Source organism: Nocardia glycosmidis (assembly GCF_052545115.1).
On the sequence record NZ_JBQWRH010000033.1, the window covers coordinates 11,756 to 31,933 of the forward strand.

At 68.7% G+C, this 20,178-nt stretch carries 16 protein-coding genes and 1 riboswitch; of the genes, 7 read left to right on the forward strand and 9 right to left on the reverse strand.

Annotated elements, in window-relative coordinates; all coding sequences use genetic code 11:
- Positions 1-129: 129 nt before the first annotated feature.
- Positions 130-1,734: a vWA domain-containing protein gene (locus ACT86A_RS26750; protein ID WP_445094993.1), complete on the forward strand. Its 1,605-nt coding sequence runs from the start codon at positions 130-132 to the stop codon at positions 1,732-1,734.
- A 163-nt stretch (positions 1,735-1,897) separates the two neighbouring features.
- Here the strand turns inward: ACT86A_RS26750 and gcvP are convergent, their stop codons facing one another.
- The 8 genes from gcvP to ACT86A_RS26790 form a co-directional block, all read right to left on the reverse strand.
- A complete protein-coding gene (gcvP, locus tag ACT86A_RS26755) occupies positions 1,898-4,708 on the reverse strand; it encodes an aminomethyl-transferring glycine dehydrogenase (RefSeq protein WP_445094994.1) in 2,811 nt (936 codons plus the stop codon).
- 157 nt (positions 4,709-4,865) lie between these two features.
- A riboswitch (glycine riboswitch) is annotated at positions 4,866-4,966 on the reverse strand.
- Positions 4,967-5,170: 204 nt separating this feature from the next.
- A complete protein-coding gene (locus tag ACT86A_RS26760; RefSeq protein ID WP_445094995.1) occupies positions 5,171-6,526 on the reverse strand; it encodes a M14 family zinc carboxypeptidase in 1,356 nt (451 codons plus the stop codon).
- Between the two features lie 136 nt (positions 6,527-6,662).
- Positions 6,663-7,220, reverse strand: a complete 558-nt coding sequence (locus tag ACT86A_RS26765) for a MerR family transcriptional regulator (RefSeq protein ID WP_330231358.1) — start codon at positions 7,218-7,220, stop codon at positions 6,663-6,665.
- A 191-nt stretch (positions 7,221-7,411) separates the two neighbouring features.
- Entirely contained in the window at positions 7,412-7,885 is a 474-nt protein-coding gene (locus tag ACT86A_RS26770; RefSeq protein WP_445094996.1) for a bifunctional nuclease family protein, read from the reverse strand.
- Positions 7,886-8,043: 158 nt separating this feature from the next.
- On the reverse strand, positions 8,044-8,847 hold the full coding sequence (ftsR, locus tag ACT86A_RS26775) for a transcriptional regulator FtsR (protein ID WP_445094997.1): 804 nt from the start codon (positions 8,845-8,847) through the stop codon (positions 8,044-8,046).
- Between the two features lie 94 nt (positions 8,848-8,941).
- Positions 8,942-9,427 (reverse strand): oxoglutarate dehydrogenase inhibitor Odhl, encoded by a 486-nt coding sequence (gene odhI, locus ACT86A_RS26780; protein ID WP_445094998.1) that lies wholly within the window; start codon positions 9,425-9,427, stop codon positions 8,942-8,944.
- A gap of 168 nt (positions 9,428-9,595) precedes the next feature.
- Positions 9,596-9,994: a glycine cleavage system protein GcvH gene (gene gcvH / locus ACT86A_RS26785; RefSeq protein ID WP_445094999.1), complete on the reverse strand. Its 399-nt coding sequence runs from the start codon at positions 9,992-9,994 to the stop codon at positions 9,596-9,598.
- A 42-nt stretch (positions 9,995-10,036) separates the two neighbouring features.
- Positions 10,037-10,633 (reverse strand): CDP-alcohol phosphatidyltransferase family protein, encoded by a 597-nt coding sequence (locus tag ACT86A_RS26790; RefSeq protein ID WP_445095009.1) that lies wholly within the window; start codon positions 10,631-10,633, stop codon positions 10,037-10,039.
- Positions 10,634-11,401: 768 nt separating this feature from the next.
- Between ACT86A_RS26790 and ACT86A_RS26795 the strand changes: the two genes are divergently transcribed.
- Complete coding sequence (locus ACT86A_RS26795) at positions 11,402-12,805, forward strand: DUF2252 domain-containing protein (protein ID WP_445095000.1); 1,404 nt, start codon at positions 11,402-11,404, stop codon at positions 12,803-12,805.
- Positions 12,806-12,938: 133 nt separating this feature from the next.
- Entirely contained in the window at positions 12,939-13,823 is an 885-nt protein-coding gene (locus tag ACT86A_RS26800) for a nuclease-related domain-containing protein (protein WP_445095001.1), read from the forward strand.
- A gap of 215 nt (positions 13,824-14,038) precedes the next feature.
- Here ACT86A_RS26800 and ACT86A_RS26805 read toward each other — a convergent pair whose 3' ends face one another.
- Positions 14,039-15,970, reverse strand: a complete 1,932-nt coding sequence (locus ACT86A_RS26805) for an acyl-CoA dehydrogenase family protein (protein WP_445095002.1) — start codon at positions 15,968-15,970, stop codon at positions 14,039-14,041.
- Positions 15,971-16,069: 99 nt separating this feature from the next.
- Between ACT86A_RS26805 and ACT86A_RS26810 the strand changes: the two genes are divergently transcribed.
- The 4 genes from ACT86A_RS26810 to ACT86A_RS26825 all read left to right on the forward strand — a co-directional run.
- Positions 16,070-16,723 carry a TetR/AcrR family transcriptional regulator gene (locus ACT86A_RS26810; RefSeq protein WP_445095003.1) on the forward strand — a complete coding sequence of 218 codons (654 nt, stop codon included), beginning with the start codon at positions 16,070-16,072 and terminating at the stop codon, positions 16,721-16,723.
- Positions 16,723-17,655: an ABC transporter ATP-binding protein gene (locus ACT86A_RS26815; protein WP_445095004.1), complete on the forward strand. Its 933-nt coding sequence runs from the start codon at positions 16,723-16,725 to the stop codon at positions 17,653-17,655. Before ACT86A_RS26810 ends, ACT86A_RS26815 begins: the two co-directional genes overlap by 1 nt.
- The gene (locus ACT86A_RS26820) at positions 17,652-19,283 is read left to right on the forward strand and encodes an ABC transporter permease (RefSeq protein WP_445095005.1); all 1,632 of its coding nucleotides are present in this window, start codon (positions 17,652-17,654) and stop codon (positions 19,281-19,283) included. The genes ACT86A_RS26815 and ACT86A_RS26820 overlap by 4 nt, the downstream gene beginning before the upstream one ends.
- Positions 19,284-19,486: 203 nt before the next feature.
- Positions 19,487-20,178: threonine/serine exporter family protein (locus ACT86A_RS26825; RefSeq protein ID WP_445095006.1), on the forward strand; the 692-nt coding region annotated here is incomplete at its 3' end.

Genomic DNA, 20,178 nt, shown 5'->3' on the forward strand with positions numbered 1-20,178 from the left:
GCCGTACCGCATGCTCGAGCGGAAAGCCTCGCCGGGCCCGCTCGGTGCGGGTAACCATACACTGAGCGCGTGGGCACTCATCGCAGCGGAACCAGATCCCGAGGCGTCAGCAAAGGTCCGGTTATCGCAGTGGTTGCCGTTGCGTTGCTGGCCGCGATAGTCGTCGGCTGGTTCCAGCTGCGGGATCGCGCGGCCGATCAGGACAGTGCGGCGGCCGCCGAATGCGTCGAAGGTCCCGCGACACTGCACGTGATCGCCGATCCGAGCATCGCGGCGCAGGTGCGGCTGGTCGCGGACAGCTACAACGCGACCCGGCCGAAGATCCGCGACCACTGCGCGGAGGTCGCGGTGGCCGCGCAGCCGTCCTCGGCGATCGTCGCCGCGTTCACCAGCGGAAAGCCGTGGGATCCGGCACTCGGCCCGCAACCCGCGCTGTGGATCGCCGATTCGACCCGTTCCATCGAATCCATGCGGGTACCCGGATTGATCGAGGGCACTCCCGTCCCGGTGGCCGCGAGCCCGGTCGTGCTCGCGGTGCCGGAAGAACTGCGCAGCGCGCTGGAGCAGGCCGAAACCTCCTGGGCTGATCTGCCACGTCTGCAACAGGGGTCGCTGAGTGAACTCGGGCTGTCCGGCTGGGGTGGCCTGCGCATGGCGGTGCCGCCCGGTGATGCCACGCTGGCCGCGGCCACCGCGGTCGGGTCCGCGGTCTCGGGCACCGACCCGCTCAGCGCGGATGCCGCGCGATCCGGTCAAGTCGTCGCCGCGGTATCCGGGCTGGCCGTCGACGCCCCGCAAGCCTCGGACACCACGGCCGCTCTGACTGCGATCGCGGCGCGGAACGCACCGGTGCACGCCGTGGCTGTTACTGAGCAGCAAGTGAAAGCGCAGCCCGGCCTCGCCGTGTTCCGGCCCGCCGGCTCGGCACCGACGGCGGACTACCCTGCCGCGCTGATGTCCGGAGCGTGGGTGGACAAGACACAGAACCTGATCGCCGGGCGCTTCACCGACTACCTGCGCAAGCCGGAGCAGGCACAGGCATTCGCCGCGGCCGGTTTCGCGAGCGCGCCGCAGGCGCCGAACGTCGCACCGGCGCGCGGCGCGCTCGACAAGGTGCGCACCACCCTGGCGAATCCTGTTCTGGGAGTGCGATCCACGGTCCTGGTCGACGTGTCGGCATCGATGGGAACCACCGAGGGCGCCGCGACGCGATTGGCGAATGTCATCGCCGCCCTCAACTCCACCATGACCGTCATGCCGCCCGAATTCGGCCTCGGCGTATGGGCGTTCGGCAAGAACCTCGACCGCACCAGCCCCTACGAGGTGGCCGCGGCCACCGCCACGCTCACCGACGACCAGCGCACGAAGATCGCTACCGCGCTGGGCACCCTGCGTCCCAGCGAAAGCCGCTCCGACGGGGCGTATCCATCCCTGATCGCCGCGTACAAGAGCGCCGTTTCCGGTTACGCGCCGAGCCGCACCAATTCGGTGCTGCTGATCACCGACGGGCCCGACGACGATTCCACAGTCACCGGCCCCCAACTGGCCGCCGGCATCACCGCCGCCGTCGACCCGACCCGCCCGGTCCGCATCGACGTAATCGTGCTCGGCGGCAACGGCACCCAGACCCTCCAGGCGCTCGCGCGGGAGACCGGCGGCAGCTACACCCGCCTGACCACCTCCAACGACCTCGGGTTCGGCTCGGCCGTCGTCAAAGCGCTCACCACTCCGTAGACCGCCCCGCACGCCGCGGCCCGCGACCACTCACGCGGTGTCCGCGCGCTCGAGGACCATGGCTCCGGCCGTGGTCACACCGACGGCGCTGGGCACCGCGACCTGCGGCCACACCGGCGGCGGACCGGCCCGCACGCCGGGGCGGCCAGGTGGCCTGCCGGACTCAGCCCCGGTACGCGTCCAGGGGCGGGCACGAGCACACCAGGTTCCGGTCACCGTAGGCGCCGTCGATCCGGCGCACCGGCGGCCACACCTTCGCTCTGGGGTGCCCCAGGCCGCGCGGATAGACGGCGACTTCCCGGCTGTAGGGGTGTTCCCACTCCCCGACCAGGGACGCCGCGGTGTGCGGCGCGCAGCGCAGCGGGTTGTCGGCTACCGGCCATACACCTGCGGCGACCTGGTCGATCTCCGCGCGGATGGCGATCATCGCCTCGATGAAATCGTCCAACTCGGCGAGGTTTTCGCTTTCGGTGGGCTCCACCATGAGCGTGCCTGCCACAGGGAAACTCATCGTCGGCGCGTGGAATCCGTAATCGGCCAGGCGTTTGGCCACATCGTCGACGGTGACGCCGCTCTGCTTGGTGATGCCGCGCAGGTCCAGGATGCACTCGTGCGCCACCATGCCGTGCTCACCGCTGTAGAGCACCGGGAAGTACGCGTCGAGCCGGCGCGCGATGTAGTTCGCCGACGCCACCGCCGACAGCGTGGCCTTGCGCAGGCCGTCGGCGCCCATCATACGGATATAGGCCCAGGTGATCGGCAGGATGGAGGCCGAACCGTACTTCGCCGCCGACACCGCGTGCGATCCCGCTTCCAGCGGATCGCCGGGCAGGTACCGCGCCAGGTGCGCGCGCACTGCGACCGGACCGACACCGGGACCGCCGCCGCCGTGCGGAATGCAGAACGTCTTGTGCAGGTTCAGGTGACTCACGTCGCCGCCGAACCGGCCGGGCCGGGCCAGACCCACCAAGGCATTCAGATTCGCGCCGTCGACGTAGACCTGGCCGCCGGCGTCGTGCACCAGTGCGCACAACTGTGCGACCTCGTGCTCGTAGACACCGTGCGTGGACGGGTAGGTGATCATGATGCAGGCCAGCCGATCGGCATGGTCGGCGATTTTGGCGCGCAGGTCATCCAGGTCGACGTCCCCGTTGTCGCGGCACCGCACCACTTCCACGCGCAACCCTGCCATGGCCGCCGACGCCGCGTTGGTGCCGTGTGCGCTGGACGGGATCAGACAGGTGTCGCGATGGGTGTCGCCGCGGTCGAGATGGTAGCGGCGGATCGCCAGCAGCCCGGCATACTCGCCCTGGCTGCCCGCGTTGGGCTGCAAGCTCACCGAGTCGTAGCCGGTGATGTCGGACAGCCAGCGTTCCAGGTCCGCGATCACCTGCAGCAGACCGGGCGCATCTTCCACCGGCGCGTACGGGTGCACCCGGGCGAAGCCCGGCCAGGTGATGGCTTCCATCTCCGCGGTGGCGTTGAGTTTCATCGTGCAGGAACCGAGCGGAATCATACTGCGATCCAGCGCGATGTCCTTGTCGGAGAGCGCGCGCAGGTAGCGCAGCATGGCCGTCTCGGTGTGGTATTTCGTGAACGCGGAATGGGTCAGATACGCCGAGGTCCGGTTCTCGATCGAGGCGACGGGCGCGGGCGCTCCCGGCTCGAGCGGCAGTGCGGTACCGAAGGATTCGAGCACGGCCGCGACATGCGCGTCGGTAGTCGCCTCGTCGCAGGCGATGCCCACATGGTCGGCATCGACCAGGCGCAGGTTTATCCCGCGCGACTTCGCTTTCGCCACAACGGCTTCCGCGCCGCCGGGCACGTGCGCGAGCACCGTGTCGAAGAAGCTGTCGTGCACGATCGCGCCGTCCAGCCCGCGCGCGATCGCCGCGGCGTGCCGGTGCACCCGGCGGGCGATGGCGCGCAGACCGTCGGCGCCGTGGTAGGCGGCGTACATCGCGGCCACGATGGCCAGCAGCACCTGCGCGGTGCAGATGTTGGAGGTCGCCTTCTCCCGGCGAATGTGCTGCTCGCGCGTTTGCAGCGCGAGCCGGTAGGCGATGTCGCCGTCGGCGTCCACCGAGACGCCGACCAGACGACCGGGCAGCTGGCGGGCCTGCGCGTGACGGACCGCGAGGTATCCGGCGTGCGGGCCGCCGAAGCCGAGCGGGACACCGAAACGCTGGGTCGTACCGAAGCACACGTCGGCGCCCTGTTCACCCGGCGGCGTGATCAGCGTCATCGCCAGCAGGTCGGCGCCGATCGCGACGAGTGCTCCGCGTTCGTGCGCCGCGGCGATGACGCCGGTCCAGTCCATGACGCGGCCGCAGGCCCCCGGTGTCTGCGCCAGCAGACCGAAGAACTCTCCGTCGGGCAGCACGCCGCTGGACAGGTCCGCCTCGACGATCTCCAGGCCCAGCGGCTCGGCCCTGGTGTACAGCACTGTTCTGGTCTGTGGGAACAGATCGCTGTCGACGAGCAGCCGTCCGGACTTCGATCTACTGGCGCGCCGCAGCAGTGTCATCGCCTCGGCAGCCGCAGTCGCCTCGTCCAGCATGGATGCGTTGGCGACGTCCAGGCCGGTCAGCTGCGAGACCATGGTCTGGAAGTTGAGCAGCGCCTCGAGCCTGCCCTGGCTGATCTCGGGCTGGTAGGGGGTGTAGGCCGTGTACCAGGCCGGGTTCTCCAGCAGATTTCGCACGAGCACCGGTGGGGTCAGCGTGTCGTAGTACCCGAGGCCGATCATCGTGGTGGCCACGGTGTTGGTCTTCGCGAGTGCGGCGAGTTCGGTGAGCACCTCGTGCTCGGTGGCCGCCGGAGGCAGTCCGGTCAGGCCATCACGGTCCAGGATGCCCGCGGGCAGCGCCCTGGCCGCCAGCTCGTCGAGCGACGGCACGCCGACGACATCCAGGATCCGGGACAGTTCGTCCCGGTCGGCTCCGATATGGCGATCGGCAAATGAGCGAGTCACAACGGCTCCCAAGGTCGGGTCGGGTCGGCCACGCGGTCGACGGGTACCGGCCCTCCCCCTCTGTCGCGGCGCCTGAGAGATTCGGGTGCCGCGGCCGGTGGCCGAGACCCTTTCCCCATGGGCGGGCGGCTCGAAGCCGCCACTTTCCAGAGGCGCCGAAGCCCGCACGGTCCCTGTTGCCTGAGAGATTGACGGGGAGGTGCTGCTCCTTCGGCGCCCGGACTCCTTTCGAGACCGAGGCTCTCCCGCACGGCGGCGACGCACCGTCAGTTTATGCTCCCCCGCCTCTCCGGGTGTTCAGGCCATGCCAGTTGGGTGACGCGGGGTTGCGCTCAGGTCCTGCGTCGGGTGCCGCTCGGGCTTTGGGCGTACCCGGTGAGTTACCCATGTTCTTGCGAAATCGGCTGTCGCGGTCCCCGCACCCACTAGATGGGTACGTTCGAATTCTTTGCTGCCGAACCGTCAGATCGGCAGGCCGTCGCGCAACCTCGTCGCCGCGAGCAGGATCGACTCCGCCTGGATCCGCACCAGGCGCTCCAGCGGCACCGCGACGCCCGGCGCGTTCTGCTCGACGTCGGCGCACCACTGGTCGAATACCGCGGCGAACCGATCGCGTTCGGCGGACAGCGCGGTCGCGGCGTCGTGGCGGCATTCCTCTTCGAGCAGCCGCAGCAGCATCCCGCCCAACCGCAGGCGCAGCATCGCGGTCCAGTCGTACTGCTCGACGAAGATCTCGCCCCGGGTCGCGATCCGCTGCCGTTGTGGCACCGACTGCCTGCTCACCGCGAGACCGGGCAGTCCGGCGACCAGCGCGCGCACCGACCGCTCGAACGGGCTGCGGCCGCTCAGCCGATCGGATACCCGCGCGAGGACCGCGGCGGCGACCTCGGCCATGGCATGGTAGTCGGCCGCGGTGGCGTCGAGCAGGTCACCGAGCACCCGGTCGCCCGCCGATCCGTCCCCGATCCGCGCGTCGACCCACAGCGGCAACTCGCAGACCAGAATCGCCGTACCGTAGCGCGCCGTGTAGTCCCGGCAACCGCCCCCGCCCAGCGCGGCGACCGCATCGAGGCCCTGCGACGTGAGCAGATCGGCCATCGATACGAACTGCGGCAGTTCGAAGACCCCGGGGGCCAGTGTGTGCGCGCCCGGTGCGTCCGGTGCGCCGCGGTGGATCGGCACGTCCGCGGCCGAGAGCCGATCGGTCAGCGCCGACCAGTACGCGGGATCGCCGCCGCAGGTGTAGAAGAATCCGCCACCGAACTCGGCGTTGTGCAACGACGCGATCAGCGCGGGCCGGGTGCGGTCGATCAGCGCCATCATCGCCTTGGTCTCTGGCAGTGGGACACCGACGGACCGGCCGCGCCACAACGTCGGAAAGCACCATTCCGGCTGCTCGGCCGCCGGTGGACGGTAGAAGCCGCGCGCCACGCCCGACCTGGTATGCGGGCCCGGGAACCACCCTTCGTTCAGCCGGGTTCCGTCCGGGTCGACGCACGGCACGAAATGCCAGGTGGCACCGACGGTCGCGGCGTCGTCGGCGACCATCCTGCCGAGCAGATGGCGGATCGTGGCCATGCCGATGGGCTCGTTCGGGTGTGGGTTGCCGAAGACCAGAATGTGCCGCGGCCCCGATCCGACCTGCACCTCGCGAATCGGATCACCGCCACGCGATCGCCCGAGTTGAGTGATCGAGACCCGGCCCGGATGCTCGCCGGCGAGCGCGTCGATGAACTCGTTCAGCTCGTCGACAGTCGGGAAGTCGCTGATCGGGTCGATCGGCCCGACGATCCCCGCGATGTCATCGGCTGCCTGCACGGCGCCCCCTTCTTACTGCCGCCGCAGCCTTTCATCCTCCGCGAGCGCGCTTGCCACGCACCACGGCCGGGAGGCTGACGCCTGACCCGGCCGCGGGAGCGCTGTCGATCGTCCTGTTCCGCGTTGGGCGCGAGGCCTAGCCCGTCTTGCGGTTCATCCGCGCCTTGCGGCGGAACGACAATTCGTCCTCGGGGCGTTCGGTGACCGCCGACGCACGTTCCGCGGGGAAATTCGCGATGGCTCCGGTCAGTTCCCGCATGGCGCCGCTGACGGCGATGCCGAAGACACCCTGTCCACCCTGCAGTAAATCGACGACCTCCTCGGCCGAGGTGCACTCGTAGACCGAGGTGCCGTCGGAGAAGAGCGTGATCCCTGCCAGGTCCTGCACGCCGCGGCTGCGTAGATGGTCGACCGCGATGCGGATGTTCTGCAGCGAGATGCCCGCGTCGAGCAGCCGCTTGACGATCTTGAGGACCAGAATGTCCTTGAACGAGTACAGCCGCTGACTCCCCGAGCCCGCCGCGCTACGGATCGATGGCACCACCAGACCGGTGCGCGCCCAATAGTCGAGCTGCCGATAGGTGATCCCGGCCACCTGACACGCGCTGGGGACACGATAGCCGACCAGGTCGTCAGGTACCGAGTCGTCCGGGAACAGGCCTGGCTGTACCACATCCTGCGATTGCTCTGCCACTGACGACCACTCCCTTGCTTCGCCGACGCATTCCCAGCCTCATCGATGACCCCGGCTCCGTAGCCGACCGAATCGGTGCGGATTCGGCCGAAACGGTCGTGGCCCAACTGTCGAGATTACTCTCCACGATTGTCCAGGGAGCGATGTCGTCGAGCCAAACGCGACGCGCGGTAAAACCCTCGACCTCTACTTCAGCTGTCGGTTGCCTTGAAGTCGTCCGGAGACACCGATTCGAGGAACTCCTTGAACTTCTCCACCTCATCCTCGCGCTCGTCCGGCATGACCAGCCCGGCTTCCTCCAGGACGGACTCTTCGGCGTAGATCGGGCAACCCACCCGCAAGGCGATGGCAACCGAATCGGACGGTCGTGCCGAGATCCGCAGATCGTTCTCGAACACGAGGTCCGCGTAGAAGGTTCCCTCCTGCAGATCCACGATCCTGACCTCCTTGAGGGTATGCCCCAGCTCGGTGATCAGGACCTTGATCAGGTCGTGCGTCAGCGGGCGAATCGGGGTCACCCCCTCTTGCTCGAGCACGATCGCGGTCGCTTCGGCCTGCCCGATCCAGATCGGCAGGTACCGCTCGCCCGCCACCTCGCGGAGCAACAGCACGGGCTGGTTCTGTGGCTGCTCGACACGGATGCCGATCACGCGCATTTCGCTCATCGCACTGCCTCCCATACTCGCCGCCGGCCCGGCACGACCGCCGCAGAGCTCGCCGTACCACGAGTCTAGGCGAACCCGCACCGGTCCAGCGATCCGTCTACACCGCCGAAATCAGCGTGTTGGGTCGATGACGCCCGCGAACCCGGTCCGCCGAGAGATCAGCCCCCCAGCGAATTCCGGACCGAGGACTTGACCAGACAGGTATGCAAGGTCAGCGACAGCGCGGCGAGCTCGCGCACCGTCTCCTCCGCACGGGCGCGCGCACCCGCGTCGCGGCTCTTCGCGATCGGGGCGGCGATCTGCGCCACGAGCGCGGCCTCCCGATCGGCCGCCAGCTTGAACGCCCGCAAATGGCGCGCTTCCAAACCGAATTCGGCCATCGCCCGTGCCGTCTTGGCCAGCGTGACCGCGTCGCCATCGAAGTATCCCCCCGGTCCCGGCCCGATCAGGTTGGCCCGGATGAGGTCACTCAGAAAATTGTCGTCGATCCCGGCCCGGTCGAGCAGATCCTTCCGGGTGAGCCGGATTTCGTGATCGAAACGCAGATCGTCCGGGGAGATCTCATCCGGCACGACACCCAGCCGCCGGGGTGCCGTGGCCTGGCCCGCGCCGCGTTCGGAACCCGGCGTGGCGGGTTCACCGTCCGGCGCGACGCTGCCCGGCTCCGTCTCCCCGGTCCGCACGGAGTGCGCTCGTGCGAGGGCTTCCCGCACGCCGAGCGTCGCCGCACCTCGATCGATTGCCTCGAGCTGTTCCTTGATCACCTTCAACGGCAGATACTGGTCGCGTTGCGCGGTCAGCACGAACCGGAGCCGCTCGACATCCGCGCCGGAGAATCTGCGGTAGCCCGACGGTGTCCGTTCGGGCCGGATCAGTCCCTCCGCTTCCAGGAAGCGGATCTTGGAGATGGTGACGTCGGGAAAGTCGGGGCGCAGCAGGTCGAGCACGGAGCCGATCGACATCCCTCCGCGCGCCCACTGCGCCGCACCTGTCACCGCGCCAGGTCCTTCATGACCCCGAGCCTTTCCTGAGGTGTGAGACCCAGCGTCGGCTCTGTCATAGACTCCCCGCACCCGCCGACGAGTCGGTCACCTGGGCGCGGGGTCCGGTGAGGAATACCAGCCGGAACTTGCCGATCTGCACCTCGTCGCCGTTCTGCAATTCCGAAGAGTCCACCGGCTCCCGGTTCACGTACGTTCCGTTCAGGCTGCCCACATCGACGACCTGGAACGACTCGTCGTCCTGACGGAACTCGGCGTGCCGACGGCTGACGGTGACGTCATCGAGAAAGATGTCACTGTCCGGATGACGGCCCGCCGACGTGGTCGGCTGATCCAGCAGGAACCGCGAGCCCGCGTTCGGACCGCGTTTGACGACCAAGAGGGCCGCGCCGACCGGCAGACCCTCGACCCCTTGGACCGGCTGCTCGCCGGTCAACTCTCCGGCGCGCGACGCGTCGACCTCGTTCAGGAAATCCGCGCGGAAGACCGACGTCGTCTCGGCCGCGGTCTCCCCGTAACCCGGGTCTTTGTTCTCGCTCACCGTTTCTCTCCTCCTCGAACCTGATTATCCATGCCAGCAGGTGATACCTCTGGCACCACGACCTGCCGTCGAGTCCCTAGATCCCCGGCGCAGCCGCCGGGTGCATCTGTTGGCTTTGACCGTACCCTGCCGGGCCACACCCGTGCAGGGAGAACTGGGAAGGCTGCGTCAGCCCCCGATAACTCCTTGATAACCTGCGGCATCCAGCAGTTCACCGACCGTCACGTCGAGGCTCGCGGCATCGCTCACCTCCAACTCGAACAACCACCCCGCACCGTAGGGATCGGTGTTCAACATCTCCGGCGCCGAGGTCAATTCATCGTTCACCGCAACGACTTTCGCACTCAGCGGCGCGTAGATGTCGGACACGCTCTTGGTCGACTCGACCTCCGCGATACTGTCCCCGGCGGCCGCGTTCGACTCGGTCTCGGGCAGCTGCACGAACACAACGTCACCTAGTTGAGACTGGGCGTAGTCGGTGATGCCCACCCGAACCCGGGTCGGGGCGATCCGGCGTACCCATTCGTGCTGCTCGGTGTAGCGCAGATCCTCGGGGGTCTGGGTCACAGCCCGTCCTTTCGTTTGAACGTTGCACGCAAACTCTATCGGCTAGGCCGCCCGATGCTCCACCGCCGGTATCGCTCTTGCCACGGCGATGGCTTTGCCGGTATAGAGCACGCCGGTCCACAGGTAGACCGCGGTACCCCAGACCAGTAATGCCCCGCCGAAGGCCCGCCCGAAACCGGCGGCCGCCCAGTCCATCTGCCCGGCCAGCAGCCAGGGCAGCGCGGACATCAATGCGAAGGTGGCCGCCTTGCCCAGGTAGATCACTTCGGGCGGAGGAAGGTTGCGGCGCCGGTACACCGACAGCGTCACAGTGAGCACGAGGTCGCGCCCGACCAGCAGTGCCGCCACCCACCACGGAATCAGGCCCCGGATCACGAAGGCCGCCAGCGTGGTCACCAGAAACAGCCGGTCGACGAACGGATCCAGCAGCGCACCCAAGCGGGAGGACTGGTCGAGCAGCCGCGCGAGCTTGCCATCCAGGAAGTCGGTGACGCCACTGGCGACCAGCAGCGCGAACGCCCAGCCATCGGCTCGCTCGATCAGCAGCAACCACAGAAACAGTGGAACGCCGAGCAGGCGCAGCAGGCTCAGCACGTTCGGCACGGTCAGAATGCGGTCGGCGAAGACGCCGCGCAGCACCCCGCCGCCGGCGGCGGCGCGTTCCTCCGGTTCCGCTGTGCCCGATTCGGTTGTCACGACCCCGTGCATACCCCACCGACCCCCGCCCCCGCCATCTTCACGCGCGGATTTCTCGGATATCCGTCCGGCCGCGCCGGCCTACCGCGATGGTTTCCGCCACAACGTCGTCGTGACAGAATGACTTGAAAAGCGTCTCACTGTATTGTCCGGTGCACTGCGACGTCGGATCCCCTGATCAGGCAATCGCTGGACACTTCACGGACCTCGCTCCGCAGCCGCGGGCCGCCCCGGCAGCGCACCGGCGACCCGAGCCGGACCGGGATCACGCCGGAGATCCGCCGCCGGTTCGGCGCGCAGGCCGGCGAGGCCCCACCCCGATCATCGACATGTTCGACAGTCCGTCCACTGCCCACGACCTCGGCGGATGCGTCACCGGCGACGATCCGCGGACCTCCTCGCCGACCCATCCCAACCGGGGCTGCCGGCATCCCGCTTGCAGATGCTCGAGGGCTCCATAGTGACCGCCGATGTCGGCGCGCCCCCGTCCTCGACCACGCACGCCGGACCGGGATGGCCTTCTGGCCGACGGCGGCGAACGCGACGGCCGGGGCCCGGGCGCGGCCTACCGGCCATCGCACCGGTGCCGCTCGTGCGTCCCACGGCGGTCCGGCGCGCTGCGACTGCCGGTCGACCGGCAGTCGCCGGTCCCCGCGCGGTGCAGCCGACATCACATCGGCGGCAGCTGCGCACCGGCTAGCGTGATCCGTTGTGTCAGATAGTGGTATCGGTATCGACCTGCGCTCCTTCGTACCGGCGGAGGATGTCCGCGCCAAGGGGCGCGCGCTCCGGCAACGAGTTCCGGTCAGCGCGAGGGACCGGGAGGCGACCAGTGCGCGCCGTCCGGACGTCCTCGCCTTCATCGAAGCGAGCAACGCGGGACGCCTGCCGCATCTGGTCCCGCTGCGGATCGGGCGGATGATCGCCTCACCGTTCACCTTCTACCGCGGCGCGGCGGGTTTGATGGCGGCCGATCTGGCGGGCGGCCCCGACAGCGGGCTGACCGCCCAGTTGTGCGGCGACGCGCATGCCGCGAACTTCGGCCTCTACGGCACGGCGCGTGGCGAAATCATCATGGACATCAATGATTTCGATGAGACCGTCGTCGGCCCGTGGGAATGGGACCTGGAGCGTCTCGCGGCCAGCCTCGTCCTGGCGGGACGCGAATCCGGCGCCGACGCCGACGACTGCCGCGCCGCGGCACGTGATGCCGCCCGCTCCTACCGCCTCGCCATCGACGCGCTGGCCGCGGCGCCGTTCATGGCGTCCTGGAGCGCGCTTCCGGACGAATCGGTGATCGCCGGCGCCAAGGCCGACGCCCTGCTCGACGACTTCAAGAAGGCGGCGAAGAAGGCGCGCAAGAACACCAGCGCCAAGGTGGTGGCCAAGTGGACCGAGCATCTCGAGGACCACCAGACCGGCATTCGCAAGCACCGATTCATCAGCGACCCACCGATTCTCACCGCGGTGAGTGCGGATGTCGCCGCGGCGGTGACCGATGGTCTGGAGCGCTACGCGGAAAGTCTGCACGAGTCCCGGCGCAATCTGCTCGCCCGATTCGCGGTGTCCGACATCGCGTTCCGGATAGTCGGCACCGGCAGTGTCGGCTTGCACACCTACCTCGCGCTGTTGCACGGCAACGACGGCGAGGCACTGGTGCTGCAAGTGAAGCAGGCCAATCCTTCGGCGCTGGCACCATTTCTGCCCGCCCACACGGTGCGGCACGAGGGCGAGCGAATTGTGCACGGCGCCAGGCTGGTTCAATCCGAATCCGACATCCTGCTGGGCTGGACCACGCTCGCCCCGACCGGCGACGGCGTCGAGCTGCCGTTCATCGTCCGGCAATTCCGCAATTTGAAAGGCGGCATCGACCCCGCCGCGCTGCCCGCGAGCGACCTCGACGACTACGGAAGGCTGGCGGGCGCGCTGCTGGCCAGGGCTCATTCGCGCTCGCTGGATCCGCGTCTGCTGTCGGGATATCTGGACGGCGACGAGCGATTCGACGACGCGGTGGCCGCTTTCGCGGTGCGGTACGCCGATCGGACCGAGGCGGATCACGCCGAACTGGTCGACGCGGTCAGAGCCGGCCGCATCGCCGCCGAACAAGCGCAGTAACGGCCGGCGCGGGGGGCGCGCAGCCGGGCTCAACACGCCGAGTGTTGGCGCGGGCGCGGCGAACTCGGCGCGGCACCTCGTATTCTGTCCCTTGTCGTGTCGACGTGAAGGGCGGTCGCCAATGCTCGTGCGAGTGCAGAACGCTGCAGGCACCAATGCCGAGCGCGCGCTGATCGATTGGCTGCGCACCTGGAAGGACCCGGACAGTCCGCACGGTGTCGCGACGATCAACTGCAGCTTGTTCCACAAGGACCGGCTACACCAGTTCGATGCTGTGATCTGGACGCCCACCAGCTGCGTGGTGATCGAGACCGACGGGCTCGCGGCCCGGCAGGACGGTGTGCTGGAGGTGCCGCTCAACGGCGGCTGGACGATCAACGGCGAGCCGGCGGCGATGGACAGCCGCGATCGCCGCACACCGCTGGAGAAGTCCCGGGAGCACACCTTCGCACTCCAGGAGTGGTTGGCCGCCCGTGGTCTCGGGCAGCGGGTCGTGCATGGCGTCGCGCTGGTGGTTCCACTGCCCGGCGCCGCGCTGCGGCTCGAGCAGGCGTGGGCCGATCCGAGTTTCGACGTGATCATCGGCGACTCCCCGACCCGGCTGCGGCACTATTTCGACGCGCTCGCCACCGAGGAGAAATTCCTCTGGACCGCCAACGACGTCGCCGTCGCCTTCCGCAGTCTCGGCATCCTGCCCTATCTGCCCGCTCCGCAAGACCTGCTCACCGAAGGTTTCCTCGGTCCGATCGACATCACGCTGTGGCACGGTGGTCCGCATCAGGCGCAGGCCGAGGCGTACGCCGAGGAGCTCGCGCAGCTGGAGCGAGACGCCCGGGCCTCCGCCTTCGCCATCCAGGCGCCCTGGTACAGCCCATGGAAGCTGTATCCGCGGGAGCGGGGCGATCTCGATTTCGGCCGCGCGGTGATGCGTACTGTGCTGGCGATCGGCATGATCGTCGGGTTCGCCTGGGTCGTGTGGTTCGTCGTCACCGCAATCCTGACCTACGGACCCGGCTGAGCGGCCGAAAGGCGCACCGGGCGGCTTCGCGTTCGGCCGCGGGCGCATGCCCCTGACTCGGCTATCGTTCGGCAGTGCCCGCCATCGGCAGACCGGTCCGGGACAGCACCTCCTGGGCCAACCGGCCGCGCCGTTTCACTGTGCCCGTCATGCGGCCCCCTCAGCCATCACACGACCGATGCGAGCAACGGACGGACAACGTCGCGCCGAGACCGCTAGGTCCGGTCAGACACGCTCGCGTCGTCGAGCATGGCCGCGCGCAGCATTGATTCGGGCACGCCCATGGCCTCGACCAGGGTCGATGCGTGTGGCCGCAGCCGATCGACCAGTTCGTTCACACCGCGGCGCACCGCTTTGGCCCGATCCACCGACATGAATCGGTGCATGATGAACCACGCTTGGTTTTCCTCGATGGTGCAGTAGACGTAGAGGTCGCACATCGACCCGGCGATTTCACGGGCGGCCGGATCGTCGATACCAGCGATGCCCTCGATGAAAGCCTCGAGCACCAGGCGGTCGATGTGCGCCGCGCCCGCGGCCAGGATGTGGTCCTGGGCGTTGTTGAACGCCTCGAACGGGCGGGTGTCCCGAGCCCGGGCCCGCAGCCGGTACGCCGCGGTACGAACCAGGTAATCCTCGCGGTCGGCGAACAGTTGCAGCTGCACCGCCCGGCGCGACAGGTCGCCATCGTCGACGGACTCGTCGCCCCGGTCCCGGAGGGTCTGGATCAGCTGGCGCACACCCGATCTCTTGCGCACCACGTCACCGGCCATGGTCGCGGCGAAACGCACCCAGCCCAGGGCGTCCAGGTCGCGCACCTCGTCGGCGTAGGCGGTGAGCAATTCCTTCGCCACCAGCTGGGTCAGAACGACGTTGTCGCCTTCGAAGGTGGTGAACACGTCGGTGTCGGCTTTCAGCGTGACCAACCGGTTCTCCGTGAGATAGCCGGCGCCGCCGCAGGCCTCACGGCATTCCTGGATGGCCCGGGTGGCGTGCCCGGTCTGCGCGACCTTCAGGCCCGCGGCTCGCTTCTCCAGCGCGCGCTGCGCGCCCGGTTCGAGATCCTGGCCGGTCTGCACCAGGTGCATCCGGTGCACCAGGTCGTTCTGCGCGAACGCGAGCGCGTACGACTTCGCGAGCAGCGGCAGCAGCCGGCGCTGATGGCTGCGGTAGTCCAGCAGCACCGTCTCCACGCCGGTGTCGGGGTCGGCGAACTGGCGGCGTTTCAGCGCGTAGCGCATCGCGATGCTCAGCGCGACGCGCGCGCCGGCCGACGCGGCGCCGCCAACGCTGACCCGGCCGCGCACCAGCGTGCCGAGCGTGGTGAAGAACCGGCGGCTCGGGTTGTCGATCTCGGAGCTGTAGGCGCCGTCCGGGGCGACGTCGGCGTAGCGGTTGAGCAGGTTCTCCCGGGGCACCCGTACGTGATCGAAGACGATGCGCCCGTTGTCGACGCCGAGCAGGCCGCCCTTGAGTCCGTCATCGCTGGTTGTCACGCCGGGCAGATCGGCGCCGTTCTCGTCTCGGATCGGCACCAGCAGACAGTGCACGCCCTGATTCTCGCCGTGGGTGATCAACTGCGCGAAAACCGCTGCCACCCTGGCGTGTTCAGCTGCGCCGCCGATGTAGTCCTTACGCGCCGACGGCGTCGGTGTGTGCACCACGAACTCCTGGGTGCGCGGATCGTAGGTCGCCGTGGTCTCCAGGTTCGCGACATCGCTGCCGTGTCCGGATTCGGTCATGGCGAAGCAACCGAGCAGATCCAGCGAGATCAACTGCTCGAGGTATTCCCGGTGCCGCTCGGTGCCCAGATTCTCCACCGCGCCGCCGAACAGTCCCCACTGCACGCCCGATTTCACCCACAGCGACAGATCCGCGTAGGCCAGCATCTCGAGCCCGACCACCGCCGCCCCCGGCTCACCGGTTCCCCCGTGCTCCCGCCGGAATCCGCGCTCGGCGAACCCCATCGCGGCGATGGCCCGCATCTGGTCGAGCACCCGCGCCCGCGCCGCCTTGTAGTCGAGTTGGGGGTCGGCCGCGAACTCAGCGCCCGCCAGCAGGACTCGAGCTTCGTCGCGGACCGCCGCCCAGGGTCCGTCCAGCGCCGCACGAAGGTGATCCGCCGTCGTCATGGTCCCGGTGGTCATGACTCGACGATAGCCGCGCGTGGTTCCGACAAGGTTGCCGCGCGAAGTCCATCCAGGGTCTTGCGTAGCGATTGAACGAGCGTTTAATATACTGAACATGTGTTTAGCAAACAGCCCGTTCCGCAAGGACCCGCCGCAGATCTGACCACCACGGCGCGCATCCGCGATACCGCGATCGAGGTATTCGGCGAATACGGATTCCAGGTCGGAGTCCGCAAGATCGCCGCCGCCGCCGGCGTCTCCCCCGGACTGGTCAACCATCACTTCGGTTCCAAGGACGGCTTGCGGGCCGCTTGCGACGAGCGGGTGCTGCAGCTGATCCGAAACGAGAAGATCAAGGCGATCACCGCGTCATCGGTCTCCTCCGGCATGCTCAACGCCCTTGCCGAGATCGAGGTGTACGCGCCGATGGTGGCCTACATGGTGCGCAGCCTCCAGGCCGGGGGACCCATGGCGGAATCGCTGGTCGACCACATGGCTGCCGACGCCGAGGGGTACCTCGAGCAGGGCGTCGCGGCGGGTGTGATCAAACCGAGCCGCGACCCCGCGGCGCGCGCCAGATACCTCACGATGCTGAACGTCGGCGCGACCCTGCTGTTCATGCAGATCCGCCAGAACCCCGGCGAGCCGATCGATTTCCGCACGGCGATTCGCGAACTCACCGAAGAGCTCACCCCACCGGCTCTGGAGTTCTACACCCAGGGTCTGCTCACCGACCCCACGATCTTGGACACATTCACCAAGGAGAAGTGATGTCCGACGTAATCGAGGTCCGCGACCTCCGCAAGACCTTCGGCCATGTCACCGCGCTGGACGGACTGAACCTCACCGTCACCGAGGGCGAGATCCACGGCTTTCTCGGCCCCAACGGCGCAGGCAAGTCCACCACCATCCGGGTGCTGCTCGGGATCCTCCGGGCCACCGGAGGGCGCGCTCGGCTCTTCGGCCGCGACCCGTGGGCCGACGCGGTCGCGTTGCACCACGAATTGGCCTACGTTCCAGGCGATGTCACGCTCTGGCCGTCACTGTCCGGCGGCGAGACCATCGACCTGCTGGCCAGGATGCGCGGCGCGATCAACGAGAAGCGGCGCGCCGAACTCATCCAGCGCTTCGACCTCGATCCGCGCAAGAAAGCGCGCACCTACTCCAAGGGCAACCGCCAGAAGGTCGCGTTGATCTCCGCGCTGGCCTCCGATGTGCGGCTGCTGCTGCTCGATGAGCCGACCTCGGGGCTGGACCCACTGATGGAACAGGTTTTCCGGGAGTGCGTACACGAGGCGCAAGAGCGCGGCACGACCGTCCTGCTGTCGAGTCATATTCTGTCCGAGGTGGAAGCGCTGTGCGACCGGGTGACCATCATCCGGTCGGGTCGCACGGTGGAAAGCGGCTCGCTGTCGGAGCTCCGCCATCTCTCGCGGACTTCGATCACCGCCCAATTGCTCGGCGACCCGGGCGATCTGACCCGGATACCGGGTGTGGAGGACATCGAACTCGACGGCACCACACTGCGCTGCCAAGTCGACGGCGAGCACCTCGGGCAGCTGATCCGGGTGCTGGGCGACACCGGCGTGCGCAGTCTCACCAGCGCGCCACCGACGCTCGAAGAGCTGTTCCTGCGCCACTACCACGTCGACGGCGATGCCACTGAATCCACCACGACGCCAGGGGAGAAGGTGCGAGCATGACCACCGCCATCGCCGACCGCGCCGCCACGGCACCGGCATTCGGCGGCGGCGACTTCGCCGGGACCGGCAGGCTGCTACGGCTGTACCTACGGCGCGACCGCATCGTGCTGCCGCTGTGGACGCTGTTGATCGGGCTGATGCCGGCGTTCCAAATTGTCAGCATCAAGGACTTGTACACCACCCAGGCCGACCTCGACGGTTTCGCGAAAACCACCGCCGACAGCCCCGCACTGATCGCCATGTACGGTCCGGTGTTCAGCTCGGAACTCGGTTCGATCGGCACCTGGAAAGCCGGCGCCATGTACAGCATGATCGCCATCGCCACGGTGCTGACGGTCATTCGGCACACCAGGGTCGAGGAGGAGACCGGACGCGCGGAGTTGGTGGGCGCAACCAGCATCGGCCGCTTCGCGGGTCTTACCGCCACGCTGATCATGACCTACACCGGTGCGCTGGTCGCCGGAGTCGCGTGCGCCTTGTCGCTGTACGCTGCCGACCTACCCGGTGCGGGTTCGCTCGCCTTCGGGTCCGCGCTGGCTGCGTCGGGCGTCGTCTGGGGTTCGATCGCCGCGGTGGCCGCCCAGGTGAGCGCCGGCGCACGCGTGGCACGGGGCATCGCGTTCGGCGCGCTCGGGGCCGCCTTCGCCCTGCGAGCCGTCGGCGACGCCGGGAACGGCGTCCTGTCCTGGTTCTCGCCGATCGGTTGGTCCCTGCAGATCCGCCCATACGCCGATGAACGCTGGTGGGTGCTGGTCCTGTTCGGCGCTGTCGGGGTGCTCGCCACCGCGGCCGCGTACCTGTTGCTCGGCAACCGGGACACCGGCTCGGGGCTGATCGCGGAACGGCCCGGACCGTCGACAGCGGGCGGCGGCCTCTCCGGTCCACTCGGGCTGGCCTGGCGACTGCAGCGCGGCACCTTCATAGCGTGGACGGTCGGTTTCGCCCTGTACGGACTGCTGATCGGCGGCGCGGTCAACAGCGTCGGCAATATGCTCGACGGCAGCGCGGCGGTCCGCGACATCGTCACCCGGATGGGCGGCTCGCAGGTCTTGCAGGAGTCGTTCATCACCTACGCCGTCACGATGCTGGCCGCGGCCGCGGCGGCCTACTCGATCTCGGCGGCGCTGCGGCTGCACGACGAGGAGACCAGCACCCGGGTCGAGTCCACGCTGTCCGGCGCGGTCGGCCGCACGCGCTACGCGCTGAGCCACATCTGTTTCGCGCTGCTGGGTCCCGCGGCGGCGCTGCTGATCGCCGGTGCCGCGATCGGCGTCGTCTACGGCATGGCGGACGCCGATCTCGCCGCGCGGTTGCCGCAGTCGATCGGCGCCGCGGCGGTGCAGCTGCCCGCGGTCTGGGTGATCACCGGCATCGCGGTGGTCCTCTACGGTGTGCTGCCGCGGTTCGCGCCGGTCGCCTGGGCCGTGCTCAGCGCCATGGTGGTGATCTTCTTCGTCGGTTCGCTGAACGGATTGCCGCAGTGGATGGTGGATCTGGTGCCGTTCGTGCATCCGCCGAAGGTGCCCGGCGCACCGTTCCAGGCAGAACCCGTGCTGTGGCTGCTCGGAGTCGCCACGCTCCTGCTCGCCATCGGCATCGCCGCGTTCCGCCGGCGCGACCTGCGCTGACCCGGACCCGCCCGGTGGCCCGCGCGAACTTTCCTCGCGCGGGCCACCTCCGTGGGCGGCACACCCAACGGAATATCACCCGTGGGATGCGCTCCCCGCAGATTGATTAGAACAAGTTCTATTATGGCACCGGACCGCGGCCAAGGTCTCTACCAGGACAGACACGCCCGCCCCGGAGCGCGCAGATGCCAACGACACGCCAGATGACTAGGTTCGCGTCCATGGCTACCGAGGCCTCTGCCGGAGGCGACATCACCACCGGGCGCGTAGATCACCTCGGCTGGCGCCGCGGGTTGCGCCTGCGGCGTGCCCGCCCGATTCCTGTGGTCAGCCAAGCCGTCGGCCTGCTGGTCGCCGACCGCCAGGCGACCGCGGACACCATCGTCACGGCGCCGGCGCCGTTGCAGCCGATCGATCTGACCGACGATGCCCGCGTCGCCGAGGTCCTCGATCTCGCGGTCCGGGTCGGTGAGGTGGTGCTCGCCTCCGGCACCGGTGTGGTGGACACCACCACGACGGTGCGATTCATCGCCGCCACCTACGGCTTGGCCCGCTGCAGCATCGACGTCACCTACGACGCCATTCGGATCTGGGCCGACCGCGGACCCCAACTGCCGCCGGCCAGCACCATGCGGATCGTGCACTATCGCGCGCTGGACTTCACTCGGCTCGCCGCCGTGGACCGGCTCACCCGCCGGATCCGCAGCGAGGTGGTCCCACCGGAACAGGCGCGCGCCGCGCTCGACGCGATCACCTCCGCACCGCACCCCTACCGCCGGTGGACCGCTACCGCCGCATGGTCACTGATGGCGGCAGCTATCGCCGCGCTGCTCGGTGGCGGGGGGGGGGGGGGGGGGGGGGGGGGGGGGGGCCCCCCCCCCCCCCCCCCCCCCCC

Excerpts from the sequence above, each read along its gene's own strand:
- ACT86A_RS26770 (WP_445094996.1), bottom strand. The coding sequence starts at position 7,885 with ATGAGCGAAATGCGCGTGATCGGCATCCGTGTCGAGCAGCCACAGAAC.
- ftsR (WP_445094997.1), bottom strand. The coding sequence starts at position 8,847 with ATGTCGATCGGCTCCGTGCTCGACCTGCTGCGCCCCGACTTTCCCGAC.
- ACT86A_RS26805 (WP_445095002.1), bottom strand. The coding sequence starts at position 15,970 with ATGACCACCGGGACCATGACGACGGCGGATCACCTTCGTGCGGCGCTG.
- ACT86A_RS26815 (WP_445095004.1), top strand. The coding sequence starts at position 16,723 with ATGTCCGACGTAATCGAGGTCCGCGACCTCCGCAAGACCTTCGGCCAT.
- ACT86A_RS26820 (WP_445095005.1), top strand. The coding sequence starts at position 17,652 with ATGACCACCGCCATCGCCGACCGCGCCGCCACGGCACCGGCATTCGGC.